General features: G+C 42.1%; 12 protein-coding genes. 7 read left to right on the top strand and 5 right to left on the bottom strand.

The annotated features are described in order from the left end of the window. The first annotated feature begins 209 nt into the window (after positions 1 to 209). The 3 genes from IL356_RS06465 (at position 210) to IL356_RS06455 (ending at position 5,698) form a co-directional block, all read left to right on the top strand. The gene (locus tag IL356_RS06465; RefSeq protein WP_121850252.1) at positions 210 to 1,235 is read left to right on the top strand and encodes a LacI family DNA-binding transcriptional regulator; all 1,026 of its coding nucleotides are present in this window, start codon (positions 210 to 212) and stop codon (positions 1,233 to 1,235) included. A 175-nt stretch (positions 1,236 to 1,410) separates the two neighbouring features. Next, positions 1,411 to 2,625, top strand: a complete 1,215-nt coding sequence (dinB, locus tag IL356_RS06460) for a DNA polymerase IV (RefSeq protein WP_121850253.1) — start codon at positions 1,411 to 1,413, stop codon at positions 2,623 to 2,625. Between the two features lie 64 nt (positions 2,626 to 2,689). Continuing rightward, positions 2,690 to 5,698 (top strand): DNA polymerase III subunit alpha, encoded by a 3,009-nt coding sequence (locus IL356_RS06455; protein ID WP_121850254.1) that lies wholly within the window; start codon positions 2,690 to 2,692, stop codon positions 5,696 to 5,698. Between the two features lie 53 nt (positions 5,699 to 5,751). Here the strand turns inward: IL356_RS06455 and IL356_RS06450 are convergent, their stop codons facing one another. Next, positions 5,752 to 6,915: a Gfo/Idh/MocA family protein gene (locus IL356_RS06450; protein WP_225621402.1), complete on the bottom strand. Its 1,164-nt coding sequence runs from the start codon at positions 6,913 to 6,915 to the stop codon at positions 5,752 to 5,754. Between the two features lie 3 nt (positions 6,916 to 6,918). Between IL356_RS06450 and IL356_RS06445 the strand changes: the two genes are divergently transcribed. The 4 genes from IL356_RS06445 to IL356_RS06430 all read left to right on the top strand — a co-directional run bounded on the left by IL356_RS06445 (position 6,919) and on the right by IL356_RS06430 (position 12,778). Then, complete coding sequence (locus tag IL356_RS06445) at positions 6,919 to 7,704, top strand: 3-keto-disaccharide hydrolase (RefSeq protein ID WP_205601262.1); 786 nt, start codon at positions 6,919 to 6,921, stop codon at positions 7,702 to 7,704. A 28-nt stretch (positions 7,705 to 7,732) separates the two neighbouring features. Then, complete coding sequence (locus tag IL356_RS06440; RefSeq protein ID WP_121850256.1) at positions 7,733 to 10,588, top strand: PVC-type heme-binding CxxCH protein; 2,856 nt, start codon at positions 7,733 to 7,735, stop codon at positions 10,586 to 10,588. An 8-nt stretch (positions 10,589 to 10,596) separates the two neighbouring features. Then, positions 10,597 to 11,787, top strand: coding sequence for an FG-GAP repeat domain-containing protein (locus IL356_RS06435; RefSeq protein ID WP_121850257.1), 1,191 nt, complete (start codon positions 10,597 to 10,599; stop codon positions 11,785 to 11,787). 106 nt (positions 11,788 to 11,893) lie between these two features. Next, the gene (locus IL356_RS06430) at positions 11,894 to 12,778 is read left to right on the top strand and encodes a hypothetical protein (RefSeq protein ID WP_162987948.1); all 885 of its coding nucleotides are present in this window, start codon (positions 11,894 to 11,896) and stop codon (positions 12,776 to 12,778) included. A 4-nt stretch (positions 12,779 to 12,782) separates the two neighbouring features. Here IL356_RS06430 and araA read toward each other — a convergent pair whose 3' ends face one another. Genes araA through IL356_RS06410 form a run of 4 tightly spaced genes read right to left on the bottom strand, consistent with a single transcriptional unit; the run spans position 12,783 to position 18,334 of the window. Beyond that, a complete protein-coding gene (gene araA / locus IL356_RS06425; RefSeq protein WP_121850259.1) occupies positions 12,783 to 14,288 on the bottom strand; it encodes an L-arabinose isomerase in 1,506 nt (501 codons plus the stop codon). 17 nt (positions 14,289 to 14,305) lie between these two features. Then, positions 14,306 to 15,931, bottom strand: coding sequence for a sodium:solute symporter (locus IL356_RS06420; RefSeq protein ID WP_121850260.1), 1,626 nt, complete (start codon positions 15,929 to 15,931; stop codon positions 14,306 to 14,308). A 31-nt stretch (positions 15,932 to 15,962) separates the two neighbouring features. Then, positions 15,963 to 16,664 (bottom strand): L-ribulose-5-phosphate 4-epimerase, encoded by a 702-nt coding sequence (locus tag IL356_RS06415; protein WP_121850261.1) that lies wholly within the window; start codon positions 16,662 to 16,664, stop codon positions 15,963 to 15,965. Beyond that, positions 16,661 to 18,334: a ribulokinase gene (locus IL356_RS06410; protein WP_121850262.1), complete on the bottom strand. Its 1,674-nt coding sequence runs from the start codon at positions 18,332 to 18,334 to the stop codon at positions 16,661 to 16,663. The genes IL356_RS06415 and IL356_RS06410 overlap by 4 nt, the downstream gene beginning before the upstream one ends. Positions 18,335 to 18,369 lie beyond the last annotated feature (35 nt).

Genomic DNA, 18,369 nt, shown 5'->3' with positions numbered 1-18,369 from the left:
ACTGAATGTGATCCAAATATAGAATTAGAATTAACTTTATGCAAACGTTTGCATAAATAATTAATATTGAATCGACGATTTTTAACACTATACTATATTTTATTGGTTGAAATTTTTAATTTTGACAATCATAGTTCATTATTATTATCAAATATCACATTACAGTAAGTTATCCGTAATATATATTTAAGCAAACGTTTGTCTGATTAATGTCAAATTCTAGAATAACTCTTAAAGATTTGGCTCGTGAGCTAGGGCTTTCACCATCTACTATCTCAAGAGCGATAGCAGGCCACCCCGCCATTAGTGAAGCCACTAAGAACAAGGTTCAACAGAAAGCGGAGGAATTAGGGTTTGCGCCCAATACCATTGCAGCAAGCTTTAGAAAGAAAAGAACCTACTCCATCGGCGTCATTGTTCCGAAAATTGAGGTCCACTTTCATTCCCTAGTTATCAGTGGTATTGAAGACCTTGCCTACAGCAAAGGCTATAATGTTACTATTTTTCAATCAAAAGATTCTATTGATCGTGAGAAAGAGATTGCCAAGATTTTACAAAATAGACTAGTAGAGGGCATTATTGTTTGTATTTCAAACGAGACAAAAAACTATTCCCATTTTAAAAAGTTCGTAAAACTAGGAGTACCCATTATTTTCTACGATCGGGTTCCATCAGATTTCAAGGCCAATAAAATTATCATTGATGATTTTGGTTCTGCACTTCGGGCAACGGAACACCTCATCGAACAAGGTTGTCAACGAATAGCACATATTGCAGGTAATCAAAACACGACCATTTTTAAAGATAGGTTCGAAGGCTACAAAGCGGCCCTACAGTCACATAAGCTCTCTTTTGACCCTAATTTGGTTTTTGAAACCAAAAACCTAACCTATGAAGAAGGGGCCGAGCATGCCAAGGCAATGATTGAACTACAAGAACCTCCGGACGGATTATTCTGCTCGAATGACTATACCGCTATAAGTGCCATACAGGTATTTCAAAAAGCCAATTATAAGATACCGGAACAAATATCAGTTGTAGGCTTCAGTAACTACCCTATTTCAAGAGTAATAGAGCCCAACTTAACGACTATCAACGACCGTGCTTTTCAAATGGGAGAGGCTGCCACCAAACTTTTGATTCGACAAATCGAAGACGAAGACAACCCAATCGATTTCGAGACGATTACCCTAAAAACCAATTTAATTGTTAGGGAATCTTCGAAGAGAAGGTAACTTATAAAAAACACACAATTAATTTTAAGCGTAATTCACTCTTAGAAAAATTCTAATAATCCCAAAGACTTGAGACTACCCTCAAGTTGTGTTAATTTTTATTTCTTAAGAAGGAAATAATCCAAATTATTGGAATTATTCCATAATTTAGCTATCGATTATTTTTCGATTTGCTATGCAAAAAACTATTCTGCACTTAGACCTTGATACATTTTTTGTATCTGTTGAACGCAAACATGACAGCCGCTTAAAAGGTAAGCCTATACTTGTAGGCGGAATAAGCGACCGCGGTGTTGTAGCCGCCTGTAGTTATGAGACACGTGGTTATGGGGTACATTCAGGCATGCCGATGAAAATGGCAAAAGAACTATGCCCTGAAGCCATTACTATTAAAGGCAATGCAGGCACCTACAGTAAATGTTCTGATGATGTGACCGAAATCATTAAAGAACACGTACCACTATTCGAAAAATCCAGTATAGATGAATTCTATGCCGACTTGACAGGAATGGATCGGTTCTTTGGTTGTTATAAATATGCATCTGAACTAAGGCATCGAATCATAAAAGAAGTAGGGCTTCCCATTTCTTTTGGACTTTCAGTCAATAAAGTTGTTTCAAAAGTAGCAACGAACGAAGCAAAACCGAACAATCAATTAAAAATTGATTTTGGACTGGAGAAACCCTTTCTAGCTCCTTTATCCATCAAAAAAATACCTATGGTGGGTGACAAAACCTATCAAACCCTTCGCAATCTCGGATTACGCCAAGTTCGAACGATACAAGAAATGCCCGTAGACATAATGCAGCGTGTTCTTGGAAAAAATGGCAAGATTATTTGGAAAAGAGCCAATGGAATCGACCATACCCCAGTGGTTCCTTTCTGTGATCGCAAATCAATATCGACCGAACGCACTTTTGATAAAGACACAATAGACGTGGTAAAGCTAAAAGGAATATTGATAGCCATGACCGAAAACCTAGCATATCAACTGAGGCGTGGTGAAAAATTAACCGCTTGTGTCGCCGTAAAAATAAGGTACTCCGATTTCAACACTTACTCTAAACAGTTAAGAATTCCATACACCAGTGCAGACCATATTCTAATACCACAAATATTGGAAATGTTCAAATCACTTTATAATCGAAGATTGTTAGTACGGTTAGTCGGTATAAGATTCAGTCATTTGGTATCTGGCAATTACCAAATCAACCTTTTTGACGATACTGAGGAAATTTTGAACCTCTATAACGCCATGGATCATATTAGAAAGCGGTATGGCGACAAAAGTGTAATTCGTGCTTCTGGCATGGGAGCACGAACGATTGGCCGAATGCAAAACCCTTTCGATGGCCGCCCACCAATTGTACTGGCCCACCGCAAACAATAGAATTCAGAAAATGGTGTAAGGTCATTTCAATTTTTGACCATAACTATTGACCGCTACTATTTTTATGTATCTAAACTGCCATACATATTACAGCCTACGGTTCGGAACATTTTCCGAAAAAGAGCTCTTGCGCCTAGCTCAACATAATGAGGTAACACGATTGGTATTAACAGACATTAACAATACTTCGGCCTGCCTTAACTTTGTTCGATTGGCTCCCGATTTCGGAATCACCCCTATTTTAGGTATTGACTTTCGAAATGGTGTAGATCCGTGTTTTTTAGGCATTGCACAAAACAACCAAGGGTATTTAGAACTCAACGATTTTCTTTCGTATCATCTTCACGAACAAAAAAAAATACCGCCTGTTGCACCTAAGTTTTCGAATGCCTACGTAATCTACCCCTTTGAAAAAATTCTGCTTAATGAGATAATGACCTTAAATGAAAATGAATATGTAGGCGTCTCTATTACAGACTTAAGAAAACTGCCGTTTTCCAGATTAATTTCATGGAAGGATAAGTTAGTAGTACAGCAACCTGTGACATTTAGAAACAAAAACGATTTTAATGCACATCGGTTATTACGGGCTATAGACAACAATGTACTTTTAAGCATGTTAGACAAGTCTGAAGAAGCTTCTGAAGATGAAAAAATGTTTCCGATAACAAACCTGGCCGCAGCTTTTTCCGAACACACTTATATTTTAGAGAACACAGAACGTTTATTAAACTCTTGCAGTATATTTTTCGATTTTTCCGAAAAAAAACCACCCCAGAATCTTAATACATATCAGGGAACAAAAGAGAAAGATGAAGCTTTGCTCGAAAAACTTTGTCGTGAAGGTCTCGCCTATCGATATCCAAACGGGGGCAAGGGTATTACAGAGCGTTTAGAGAAAGAAATGAAGCTTATTAAAGAGATGGGCTTTGTATCTTATTTTCTTATCAATTATGACATCGTTACCGAAGCCCGAAAGCGAGGTTTCTTTTATGTAGGGCGAGGGAGTGGGGCTAACAGTGTAGTGGCCTACCTATTGCGTATTACAGACGTCGACCCAATAGATTTGGATCTATATTTCGAAAGGTTTATTAATTTATACCGTACCAACCCCCCAGACTTTGATATCGACTTCTCCCATCGAGATCGGCCTATAATGACCGAATATATCTTTAAAAGATTTAAAAATGTGGCTCTTTTGGGCACTTACGTTACTTTTAAAGAGAGAGGCGTTCTACGAGAACTTGGCAAAGTCTTCGGGCTGCCAAAAAATGAAATAGATATTCTCTGCGAAGGCAGGCAAAATCAATCGAACCTCGACGATATTTCACGATTGGTCATTAAATATGCCCAATTAATTATGGGCATGCCCAATTATCTCAGCATACACGCCGGAGGAATATTGATAAGCGAGAAACCACTACATTGGTTTTCAGCGACCCACCTACCGCCCAAAGGCTTTGCAACCACTCAATTCGATATGGTCATCGCTGAAGATGTGGGCTTATTTAAATTTGACATTTTAGGGCAACGTGGGTTAGCTAAAATCAAAGAGTCTTTAGATATCATTCGCTATAATAGACCAGAAGCTTCACATGATTTAGACATACATAACATACGTCAGTTTAAAAAAGACCCGAAAATAAATGAGCTCATAAAAACGGCCCAATGTATGGGGTGTTTTTATGTAGAGTCGCCCGCTATGCGTATGCTATTAAAAAAACTCGAGGTCGACAATTATCTGGGGTTAGTAGCCGCAAGTTCGATCATCCGCCCTGGGGTGGCTAAAAGCGGTATGATGAGAGAATATATCTTAAGACATCGCGATAAAAGCAGGGCTCTTGAAAAAGGGCATCCGGTCATGTTAGATATTATGCCAGAAACTTATGGGGTAATGGTATATCAAGAAGATGTAATCAAGGTCGCCCATCATTTTGCAGACCTTGATTTGGGTGAGGCCGATGTATTACGCCGTGGGATGAGCGGAAAATTCAGATCCCGTGAAGAATTTGAAAAAGTACGCCTAAAGTTCATCGAAAACTGTCGCAAAAAAGGCGAACCCGACCAGATTATCTTTGAGGTTTGGGAACAAATTGCCAGTTTTGCCGGTTATGCCTTTGCCAAAGGGCATTCTGCCTCGTATGCCGTAGAAAGCTACCAAACACTGTTTCTACGCACCTACTACCCTCTAGAATATATGGTGGCAGTGCTAAATAATGGTGGGGGATTTTATCGTGCCGAGTTTTATGTTCATGAAGCCCGTATGCTAGGAGGCATCATACACCCCCCGTGCATCAATAGAAGTTTTGATGCTAATGTGATTTATGGGAAGGAGGTTTTTTTAGGACTAGGCTATCTAAAAGAGCTTGAGATTAGGGTAATCGAACGCATTGTCAAAGAAAGAAAGCTCAATGGAAATTTTTATTCATTGGAAGATTTTTTAGACAGAATAAATATCTCTATTGAGCAAGTCGGAATTCTAATTCGTATTGATGCGTTTAGGTTTACCGGTGTCAATAAGCATCAACTTTTATGGAAAGCCCATCTACTTCTCAGCGGAAAAGGCAAAATAGACCATCCAAAACTATTTCCTCCAAAACATCAAAATTTTCAAATACCAGAACTGCATACTACCGAGCTAGAAACTGCTTTCACACAATTTGAGCTTCTAGGTTTTTGTCTGTGCAGCCCGTTCAAATTAATGGAAGAACCACCAAAAAATAGTCGATGCGCTAGAGATTTAAAAATGTTTTTAAACAGACATATCGATATTTATGGCTATTTGGTCACTGTCAAGAATACAAGCACCCACCATGGCAAAAGTATGCACTTCGCTACTTTGGTCGATCAGCAGGGCGAAGTATTTGATGTAGTACTATTTCCTCCCATTGCCGCTAAATACTTTTTTAGGGGAAAAGGGGTGTATCGTTTTTATGGCAAGGTGGTGAGCGAGTTCGGATTCTTAAGCATCGAAGTAATCAAAATGCAAAAGCAAGACTATATTCCTGACCCGCGATATGCTGACATGAAAATGAGCACTAAAGTTTTTTCCAACAAGGAAAAACAGGTTTAAATATAAATGCCTTTTTACTCTTTGAGAAAACAAACTGACACCTTTGCGATAGACTACAAGCTAATCGCCACCTTCTCACCTGTTTCTGCCGCTTCGTAAATGGCATCGATTATTTTCATATCCTTCAGCCCTTCTTCCCCATCCAACGGAACAATCGGTTGTACCCCTTCAAAGATAAGTTGAGACATACCGTCCATCTGCAAGGTTTGATGGGTCGTATGGGATTGATTTAGTTCTCCTTTATGGGTTCGCCCTTTAATAGGGCCATAACCGGTAGAGGGCTGCATTTCTACCCAACCTTCCGAACCTGTCATAAAAAAGCGATCTAAATGACTCATATTGTAAGTAGATAGACAATTGGCCACCGCACCACTTGGGAAACCCAATTGAAACTGAATGGTCTCGTCAACCCCTTCCTTAAATTTGATCGGGTCGGTTTTGGTTTCCTGTGCCGTGACCCAAATAGGCTCTTCGCCCAACATATAACGAGCCCCGTTAATAGAATAGATACCAATATCCATCATAGCGCCACCACCGGCCAATTCTTTGTTCAAACGCCATTGACTGGGATCACCAATAGTAAAACCCGATTGCCCTTGAAAGAATTTTACTTTCCCGAATTCCCCGTTCTGCCGCATCTTAATGACCTCAACTGTCTTGGGCTCGTAATGCATACGATAACCAATGAGCAAATGTACCTTGGCAGCCTTACAGGCATCGACCATTTCTTGGGCCTCATCTGCATTAACGGCCATAGGCTTTTCACAGATAACGTGCTTTCCCGCCTTGGCAACCCGTATTGATTGGTCTTTATGCAATCCGTTAGGGGTAATTACATAAACGGCATCGATATCTTTATTGTCTTTGATGGCATCAAAATTCTCATAGTTGTAGCAGTTTTTTTTTGGAATATCGTACTTGGCCTGCCAGTCTTTTATTTTTGACGGAGTGCCACTGATAACACCCACCAATTTTGCCCGTTTGCAATCTTTCATAGCTTCCGCAACTCGGGTGCCATAACTACCAAGACCCATAATGGCCACTTTTAAGACCGGACCTTGGTACGGTGCTTCTGAAGCTGCAAAAAGAGGGTTGCTGTGATATAATAGAGGTAGGCCAACTGCCGATACGGTCAGTTTTTCCAAAAAATTTCTTCGTGATCCCATAGTAGTGTTCTGTTTGTTGATTTCTAAAAGTAAAACATTCAATCGTAACATAAAATGTTTTATATCATCAAAGTAGACAGTAATTCCACTCCCCACATCACAAAAAGGTTTCGCGTTAATTCTTTCATTAAATTGATTATCTTGTTGAACAATACCACTCTCAACCAACAACTATTTACCATGCAAAGGTTTTTTAACCGACTATCTTACCTAAGGTACTTGATAGCACTTTATATTTTGGTATGTTTCTCGGCCTGCAATCATCCTTCAGGCGGATTTCAACCTATTTTCGACGGTCAAACCTTCAATGGCTGGAACGGTGACACCACCCATATTTGGCGAATTGAAGACAAAATGATTATCGGGGGCTCATTGAAAAAAACGGTGCCCCAAAATGAATTTTTATGTACTGATGCATCTTATAAAAACTTCATCCTCACCTTTAAGATTAAACTAACGGGAGAGGAAGGTTTCATCAACTCCGGAGTACAAATTTGGAGCAAGCGCCTTACGGAGCCCGCTCATGAAATGCAGGGTTTTCAAGCGGATTGGGGTGAAGGATACTGGGCCAGTCTGTATGATGAATCGAGAAGAAACGAGACCTTGGCCGCTCCAGATTCCACATTGGTCGAAGATTGGATTCATAAGAATGATTGGAACGATTATAAGATACACGCCGAAAACGGGCATATTCAATTGTATATCAATGGTCACCAAACGGTAGATTATACTGAAAAAGACCCCTCGGTGGCCACCGAAGGAATTATTGGCCTGCAAATTCATGGCGGCGGTAAGGCCTTGGTAGCTTTTAAAGACCTTCAACTCAAAAATTTGGATTAAACCAAAACCAACTTAACCCACCACATTCATGCTCAACTACAAGAACCTCTTTCCCTACTGTGTTTTGTTATGCCCCCTGTTGTTTATAACATCCTGCAAAACGGACCATAAAAAGAACAATGAAACGGTAGAACTCAGAGATTCCACCATTATTGATAGGGAATATTGGTTAGAGGCCAGCATGCTTGGGTATTTTGGGGATGACGGTACTCGCAACCCTACCCTTAAAGCCAATAAAGGCGACAGGGTAAGAATTACCATTACCAACGGTGAGACGATGACCCATGACATTGCCATGGAAAAATTAGGAATAAAAAGTAGCACCCTGCTCGAAGAGGGCTCATCTACACAGATTACTTTTTGGGCCGAAGCCGATGACACCTATTTCTGCACGGTTCCCGGTCACAGGGCCGCTGGTATGGTGGGGAAATTTCAGATTGTAGAAGGAAAAATTGACACTCCCGTCATTGCCGGAATCGTTCCTACCAAAAATGGAGACACCCTAAACCTCAATTTTGAAAAAGGAGACCTTACCGGTTGGAAAGCTGAAGGCGATGCGTTCAAAAACCCCATTTTTAGTGACCCGACCCCGATTCATGAAGAGAATGCTCAAGTAGGTTTCGCCGGTAATTATTTTCTAAGCAGTGGCGGCACCAAAGACTATAAAAAGAAAGGTAAGCTTACCTCTTCTCCTTTTGAAGTTCAACACCCTTTTGCTTCCTTTAAAGTTTCAGGTGGGGCTTTGGCCGATACCAGGGTAGAAATTGTATTGGCAGAAAATGACAAGGTCATTTTTAAATCAACAGGGCAAGGCAGAGCTACCCTTCAACCTGTGGTAGTTGATTTGAGCGATTACCTTAATCAAAAGATTTATATTAGAATTATTGATAACGAAACGGGTACTTCGCCCATTCCCTACATTCGAGATGATGTATGGGCACATATTAATTTTGATGATTTTCTATTCTACCCCAGTCGCCCTAGTTTTCCCAACCAATTACGACAAGAAGATATTATCATACTCCCCCCTTTAGACCCTATTGTCAATTCGGGGCTTTCCGGAAAAGAAGCTGCGAAGGCCATGACCCTACCTGACGATTTTAAAATCACTTTGGCAGCTGCGGAACCTGATATCATTCGCCCCATTAGCTTTACCATTGATGCGAGAGGTCGCCTATGGGTCGTAGAAGGTCATACCTATCCCGTTCCCGCCGAAGAAGGAAAAGGAAAAGACCGTATCTTGATTTTTGAAGACACCAATGGGGATGGTAATTTGGATAAGAAAAAAGTGTTCATTGAAGGCTTGAACATGGCCAGTGGTATCGAAGTAGGTATGGGCGGCGTTTGGGTAGGAGCCGCTCCCTATTTATTATTTATTCCTTTGGATGCGGAGAAAGACCTTCCTGCGGGACCGCCCGAAGTTCTTTTGGACGGATGGGGGCTTGATGACACCCATGAGGTGTTGAACAATTTACGTTGGGGCCCAGACGGATGGCTCTATGGGGTACATGGGGTGTTTACGCATTCCAATGTAGGAAAACCAGGTACTCCCGATTCTGAACGCCAAAAATTGAACGCCGCGGTCTGGCGGTACCATCCTACGAGACATGAGTTTGAAATTTTCTCTGAAGGAACCAGTAACCCTTGGGGAATTGATTTTAACGACTATGGACATCCGTTCATAACGGTTTGTGTTATTCCGCACATGTTTCATGTGGTTCAAGGGGCCCGATATATTCGCCAAGGCGGTGAACATTTTAATCCGTACACCTATGGTGAAATCAAAGAAATAAGTGACCACGTGCATTATCTGGGAGACCGAGGGCCACATGCCGGCAACTTCCGGTCGGCAGCGGCAGGTGGTGGTCATGCCCATGCCGGGGCCATGATTTATTTGGGTGGCGATACGTGGCCCGAGAAATATAAGAACACCATTTTCATGAACAACATAAATGGTGCGCGTTTGAATAATGACCAATTAACGCGTTCCAGGTCGGGTTATATAGCTTCCCATAATGATGATTTTTTGGTCATGAACGATTCTTGGTCCCAATGGCTCAATTTCAAGTATGACCCCAGTGGATCGGTATTTGCTATTGATTGGTATGACAAGAATCAGTGCCATAGCGCCAACCCTGATGTTCACGATAAAGAATTGGGTCGCATATTCAAGATTACCCATAAGAACGATAAGTGGAAAAAGGTGAATCTATATGAAGCCACCGACCTCGAATTAGTCGATTATCATTTAAGCGAGAACGAATGGTACGTTCGGCAAGCTCGCACCTTACTTCAAGAAAGAGGCCCCAACCCAAAGGTTCATTCAGCATTGAAAAAAATATTAAAAGAAAATCCTGAGTCCACCAAAAGACTGAGGGCCTTATGGACATTGCATGCCACTGAAGGTCTTACCGAGGCCGAACTCGGTGAATTACTGGAACAAAAAGACGAATACATTAGAAGTTGGGCCATACAACTACTAGCTGAAAAGAAGGAGGTAAGTACTTCTATTCTTAAGAAATTTGAGTCCTTGGCCAAAAATGACAGTTCTCCTTTGGTAAGACTGTATTTGACATCTGCCATGATGCGTCTTGATCTAGAAAAAAGATGGGGCGTTTTAGAAGCTCTATCCGTAAGGGAAGAGGACGCCGAAGACCATAACATTCCACTTATGCTTTGGTATGCCACTGAACCTTTGGCAGAAATAAATCCAAAGCGGGCCTTGGCCCTATCCATGAGGTCGAAAATGCCTAACTTGCTTCCGTATATGATTCGAAGAACTGCTGAAATCAATTCCTCAGAAGTTAAAAAAGCCTTAAACAATTTAAGGGGCGAGTTATCAGAACCCCATCAGAAAATGATAGATTCGCTACTAAACAAATAAACCATTTCATGGCCCAACTATCTTTCAAACCTTTTACTAAAACGGCATTATACGGTTTGATTTTCTTCGCCACATGCCATTTTCATGCGCAGAAAGTCGAAAGCGGATTTGTAAAAACAACCATTACGAAAGATTTTATTTCAGAAGGGGTGGCTACCGCCGATTTGAACAATGATGGTAGACTTGACATTGTGGCCGGTTACTACTGGTTCGAAGCACCCAATTGGGAACGTCATGAGATGGCACCTTCCAGAAGTTATGACCCGTACAAAGAGTATAGCGAGTCGTTCCTGAACTTGGGAATGGATGTAAATTTAGATGGTTGGGACGATGTGGTCATCGTTGATTACCCCGGAAAAGCGGGCTTTTGGTTCGAAAACCCTAAAAATAAAGAAGGCCAGTGGCCGAAACATATCATTGCCGATTCTACAGGCATTTCGAATGAATCTCCTGGTTTTGTCGATATTGATGGCGACGGCCGCTTAGATATTCTATGTGGCGATGTGGATAAAAAACAAATTGTTTGGCTTCAAGCTCCAAAAACCAAGGGCGAGACCGAATGGAAGCGTTACCCGCTCACTAAAGAAAATGTTTCGGGCACCGAACAATATTCACACGGTATTGGTTATGGGGATGTAGATGGTGATGGCTTCAAAGATGTATTGGTTACTGATGGATGGTTCAAGGGAACCGCAGATTTAAAATCAGGAAATTGGGAGTTTCATAAAGCCAATTTGGGGGAACCCTGTTCCCACATGTATGTGTTTGATGTGAATGAGGATGGCCTGAACGATGTGCTAAGCGCTTCCGCCCATAAATTAGGGGTTTGGTGGCACCAACAAGACAAATCTGGCAGTTTTACGACCAATCTGATTACCAATACAACGGCCCAAACGCATTCTTCCATAATGGTTGACCTAGATGGCAACGGCATCGAGGATTGGGTTACGGGCAAAAGGTTTTTGGCTCATAATGGCAATGATGCCGGAGATGCCGATACGCCTTTTCTCTTTTGGATTGAATTCACTCCGGAAAAAGCTCCCCATTTCAAAGAGCACATCATCGATTCTAATTCGGGTGCCGGACTCAATATTGCCATTGCCGATATGGATAAAAATGGAAAGCCGGATATTGTTATCGCCAACAAAAATGGTGTTTTTCTTTTCGAGAATAAGTTAGGCGATAAGAAGAGCAAGTAATTTTTGACCCGTACACCCAACATTTAAAGCTAATCTGCGTTATATCAAGTACTACAGTCATGTTTCCCAATTAAAAATGGGTAAACGTGGGGCAAAAATTTTTGGAGTGTCGTTTTTTAAAGCGAAATACATTTTTCTGTTCATAGGGCTTCTATGCCTTTGGACAAGTTCTTATGCCAAAGGCATGGCAGAGGTTAATTCTATGCCTTTTTCGCAACTGCAGGAAATACCCAATGATTCTACTAATAAAAAGACCAAAATAGATATTAGCTACCCCAACTCGTCTACAGTTTGGGATATAACCCAACCGGCAAAGTTGGAATGGTCTACCATAAACATCGGCTCCGAGAAATCTATTAGGTTCTTTTTAGCATTAAACGATATGGTGGTTCAAGAACTGGGTACTTTTAAAAATTCCTTCAGTGTTTCCGATATTATTCTGGCCAAGAATATTAGTACCGGTGATGCTTATCAAGTGGTAGGTATTGAGCTTTTTCCTGATAACAAATATCAAATAGCCAAGTTTGCCACTCCTTATTTTTCTATTAAAAACCCTATTTCAGATGCGAGAAAGAAGGCCTACGAGGAGAAAAATCGACAAAAACCTACACCATCATCCACTAAGGTTGTGGAACCGGTCAACCAGTTTGATGGCCGTAATATCACCTACGTAAAAGAAGTTGCCTTTGACAAAGAAGATATCACTATTGATATTTGGGACCATGGTAGACAAGACGACGATATTGTCTCTATCTACCTCAACGGAAAAACAGTTATAGCCAAACATCTTCTTACATACCAAAGAAAAAGGGTGACCTGTAAATTAGAAAAAGGCAAACCCAACGACCTATTTCTTTACGCCCATAACTTAGGAAAATCGCCCCCCAACACAGTATCCATTGAGATTACGGATGGCAGTACTTCGGAAAAAATTATTCTTAATTCCGATTTAAAAAGCTGTGAAGCCGTTCAAATTAGTGTGAAGCCTTAAGCTATTATAAGCTCTTATTCAAAACATAGGCGGCATCGTTCCAGCGTAATTCTTGCTTAAAGCGATATAAGTCTGTCTTTTCGTCAATCAACAAAAATTCAATATCCATGATTTCAGCAAAATCTTCTAGGGATTCAGCTGAAATATTTTGGCTGTAACAGGTATGGTGTGCACCACCTCCATAAATCCACGCCGCTGCGGCGGTCTGCAAATCTGGTTTCGGGTCCCATAGCACTCTGGCGACGGGAAGTTTTGGCATATCGTGTTCAATTTCCAAAGCCTCTACTTTGTTCACCAACATTCTAAAACGGTTGCCCATATCAACAATGGAAGCGTTCAATGCCTTTCCTGCACCGGAATTGAAAACCAAACGTACTGGGTCTTCCTTTCCGCCAATGCCTAAGGGGTGTACTTCGCAACGTACATTGCCATCAGCAATCGTCGGACAAATTTCGAGCATATGGGAGCCCAGACAACTTGATTTTGACGGATGGAAGTGATAGGTATAGTCTTCCATAAAACTGTTTCCGCCTTCTAGCCCGGTGCCCATGACCTTCATGGTTCTCACAAGGGCAGCTGTTTTCCAATCTCCTTCCCCACCGAAACCGTAACCACTGGCCATCAATCTTTGGGTGGCAATGCCGGGAAGCTGTTTCATGCCGTGCAAATCTTCAAAGGTATCGGTAAAGGCTGTGTAACCTCCATCTTCTAAAAAAGCGCGCATTCCCAGTTCAATTTTGGCGGCATCCAACAAAGATGTACGCATGTTTCCATCGGATTTTAATGCTTTCACCAATTGGTAAGTTTCTTCATACTCCTGAACCAAGGTTTCCATTTGTTTCTCGGAGATGGCATTAATGAACTTCACCAAATCCCCTACACCATAACCATTTACCTCGTACCCAAATTTTATTTGGGCGGACACTTTGTTGCCATCAGTAACGGCCACTTGCCGCATATTGTCTCCAAAACGGGCTACCTTCATTTTTTTGGAATCGGCTACGGCACAGGTGACCCTGCACCAGTTGGCAACTTTCTCAATCACGGATTCATCTTGCCAATGGCCTACGACCACTTTCCTATTCATTCGCATACGCGAGGCCATAAAACCGAACTCACGCCCGCCATGTGCGGACTGATTCAAGTTCATGAAATCCATATCAATCGTATCCCAAGGAATATCCCTATTGAACTGGGTGTGCAAATGAAGAAATGGTTTTTGTAAGGCTTTTAAACCGGCAATCCACATTTTTGCAGGGGAAAAGGTATGCATCCAAGTGACCAAACCAACACAATTCTCGGTGTTGTTGGCTTCCATACAAAGCCTGTATATTTCATCCGGCGTTTTTACGGTAGGTTTATGAAGTACCTTTACCGGAATGGTCTTTTCTGCATTTAAAAATTGGGCAATCTCTTGAGAGTGTTTTGTAACCTGTTCTAGAGTTTCAGGGCCGTAAAGATGCTGGCTTCCGGTTATCAACCAAACCTCGTAATGGGAAATATTGATCATTATCTACTTTTTCTTCTTTATAAACTTAGGGTACTGAAAGAAATCATTATATACACTACAATAAGGAGTACGGCAACGGAGGTTATTATATCCCAGATATTGTAACTGCCTTTACCTTCTTCTTTTTGTTCTGCGGATACGTTACCAAATGTCAAGCCGGCCAGTTGGGTTTGAGACGGGGCAGGGTAGAACATACTTACTACAACCGCTATGGCAATACACATGGCGAAAAAGTAAGCCCCAAACACCAACCAATTAATATCGGCCAGTTGAAACATAAAACTGCCTTCGGCAAAACTTGACTTTAAAATTTCCAGGGTCAATTTGGTGAAACCAATGAGAAAACCACCTACCAAGGTAGCGATGGCGCCATTGGCATTGATTCGCTTATAGAAAATTCCTAAAAGGAACACCGCCGCAATCGGGGGCGAAATGTAGGCTTGCACATTTTGCAGGTATTCGTATAATCCGTCGGATAGCGTGGTGATGATAGGAATCCAAAGAAGACCCAAACCAACCACAAAGAATGTGGCGATTCGGCCTGTTTTCACCAATTCTTCTTCGGGCTTTTCAGGTTTTAGCTTTTTATAGATATCCAAGGTAAAAAGAGTGGAACACGAATTAAAGACCGAAGCCAAAGAGCTCATCAAGGCCGCTAAAAGTCCCGCAGCGACCAAACCTCGCAATCCGGAAGGCATCAAGTTACTCATCAACACCGGAAAGGCCTCATCCGGACTGTCCCAATCCAATTTTCCTTGCATTTTTAATCCCAAAGCAACAACACCGGGAATTAAGAATAGAAATACCGGCATTAATTTAAGTAACGCTCCAAAGATACTTCCCCTTCTACCTTCCTTGATGTTTTTAGCGGTGAGCACGCGCTGCACAATAACCTGATCGGTACACCAATACCAAATACCCACTACGGTACTGGTAATGAACAATGGCATCCACGGATAATCTGGGTCAGAATTAGGTCGCCACATATTGAAATAATCGGCACCTACGGTTTCTTTGAGTTCGCCCCATCCGCCTACGGCATCCAATCCTAAATAGGTAAGAATCCCGGCTCCAATGACCAAAACAATGGCCTGAATAGTTTCCGTATATACTACGGCACGCATTCCGCCCAAAACCGTGTAAAGTCCCGTGAGAACCACCGTTGCTACGGCCCCAATCCAAAAAGGGATTCCTAACAGCGCCGAAACGACCACCCCACCGGCATAGATGGTTACCGACACCTTTGTCAATATATAGGCAATCAATGAAACGATGGACAATACCCACCGAGAGCGGGCATCAAACCTTCTTTCCAAAAATTCTGGCATTGTAAACACCCCACTACGCGCGTAAAACGGTAAAAAGACCCAACCCAGCATAAGAACGAGCCAAGCATGCAGTTCATAAATAAGTAACGGCATTTTGTCTCCTGCCCCGTTTCCGGCGAGACCTACTACATGCTCAGAGCCAATGTTGGAAGCAAATATGGAAGCACCCACCACGAACCAGCCAATGTTTCTGCCGGCGAGAAAGTAATCCTCCGTATTTTTTTGTTTTTGCATGATGACCCACCATGCCACTCCTAAAAGTACCAGAAAATAGAGGGCGATTACCACCCAGTCAAGCGTATCCAATCCTTTCATAATATTGTTTTAGTTGATTGAGAAAAGGTTCTTATTCTTGACCGTAATAGGAGTTGCCCCCATGTTTACGTTCAAAATGCTTCTTTTTAAGAGCCTCTTTAAGTTGTTTTGCATTTGGGTTGATCTGCAAAGTTAGGTGGGCCATTTTGGCCACCTCTTCACAAACCGCACTGTTGTAAACTGCCTTGTGAGCGGTCTTTCCCCAAGTAAATGGGGCATGATTACCTACCAAGATCATTTCAACCTCATTATGGTCAAAACCGCGTTCTTTTAGGCAATCTATTATTTGATACCCTGTCATATGCTCATAATCTCCTTGAATATAATCGTCTTTCATAGGAGGCGCACAAGGTATGTCTGATGTCAAATGATCAGCATGAGTGGTACCAAAAATGGGAATATCTTTAAGTGCTTGGGCCCAAGCCGTTGCGTAAGTGGAGTGCGTATGCACCACACCGCCAATCTCGTTCCATTCTTTATAAAGTACCGCATGTGTCTTGGTGTCGGATGATGGTCTCATACTACCTTCCACTACATTGGCATCAAAATCGCAGATTACAATATCTTCAACTTTTAAGTCGGCATATGGCACTCCGCTCGGTTTGATGGCAAAAACGCCCTTATTTCTATCCACCGCGCTGGCATTGCCAAAAGTGAACAACACCAAACCAAGCTCTGGCAATCTCATATTGGCTTCGTAAGTTTCCTCTTTTAAAGTTTTATATGCGCTCATTTTACAGCTTGTTTCATGATGTGAGGCTCCATTACTTCGGCCAAGGCATTGTACTTTTGATATACTTCTTCGTAGGCTGTAACTTTCGCAGCTTCTGGATGATACACCGTTTCAAAATCGCTTCCCATTTTCTGCATAGCCTGTGGAACCGTTTTATAAACCTTTCCTGCTACGGCACCGAAAATGGCAGCCCCAAGTGCACATGCTTGCTCCGATTGAACCACTTTAATAGGCATGTTAAGTACATTGGCCATCATCTGCATGATAAAGGGCGACTTTTTTGCTACACCGCCTAAAGCGACCACCCCTTTGATAGGAATACCTTCGGATAAAAATCGGTCTACAATTTTTTTGGCTCCAAAACAGGAAGCTTCTACCAATGCCCTAAAAATCTTAGGAGAGGTGCTCCCCAAGTTGATCCCCGCAATGACGCCTTTTAAATTTTGGTTGGCATCAGGGGTTCTTCTGCCGTTCATCCAATCCAGTGCCAGTTCGCCCGAAGCCCCAATGGGTTCTTTTTCGGCGGCTTTACTGAGTTCTGGAAGAATTTTTTCCACAGCCTCTGAAACTAGCTTGCTCTTGGTTTTTTCATCTATCAAGCTTGAACCTCCGATCAATTCTTTAATGGGCCAAGCCAATAATTTTTCAAACCAGGCATAGATATCGCCAAAAGCGGATTGGCCAGCCTCTAACCCTAACATTCCCGGAATGACCGAACCATCTACCTGCCCGCAAATACCCTTGACCAATTTCTCTTCACCTTCCATAGGAGCTACCAAAATATCACAGGTAGAAGTACCCATGATCTTGGCCAAGTAGAAAGGTTCTGCTTGGGCCCCTACCGCGCCCATGTGGGCATCGAACGCGCCAACAGCTACTTCAACATTTGGTGATAAACCCAGACGTTCGGCCCAATTGGCACTTAAAGTACCTGCCGATACATCGGAAGTATAGGTCTTAGTGAACATTTGGTCGCGCAACCCATCTAAAATGGGGTCCAAAGACGCAAAAAACTCATTGGACGGGAGTCCGCCAAACTCTTCATGCCATAGAGCTTTGTGTCCCGCAGCACATCTGCTGCGTTTCATTCCTTTGACGTCAGTACCACCCGTTAACAAGAAAGGCACCCAATCGCAATGCTCTACCCATGAATAGGCTGCATCCAATACGGACTCATCTATACGGGAAACATGTAAAATTTTAGACCAAAACCATTCTGAAGAGTAAATTCCACCTTCATATTTAGAATAATCTATCTCCCATTTTTTGCAAAGTTCATTAATTTCTGCAGCCTCTTGAATGGCTGTATGGTCTTTCCATAGTACAAACATGGCATTCGGGTTTTCCTCAAATCCTTCCGTTAAAGCCAAGGGGATTCCTTGCTCGTTCACCGCCACAGGAGTAGATCCAGTTGTGTCAATCCCTATTCCAACAATACTTTTGGAAACTTCTTCCCCCACCTCAGCTACAATTTGTCGAACAGTGGACTCAATGCCCTCGATATAATCTAAAGGATGTTGGCGAAATTGGTTGGTAGAGGCATTGCAGTACTTGCCTTCTTTCCATCTTTTATAGTAATGTACCGAGGTTGCTACCTCTTCTCCCGTTTCTGTGTTCACAAGAAGGGCGCGGACCGAATCAGATCCAAAATCTAGCCCAAGGCTAAACATGATAGAAACGGTTAGCGGCTAAGTTAGATAGCGTA

This window comes from Euzebyella marina, from assembly GCF_014855515.1.
Classification (GTDB): Bacteria; Bacteroidota; Bacteroidia; order Flavobacteriales; family Flavobacteriaceae; genus Euzebyella; species Euzebyella marina.
The sequence above is the reverse complement of the archived record's forward strand: the minus strand, read 5'-3'. Positions and strand labels throughout refer to the sequence as shown.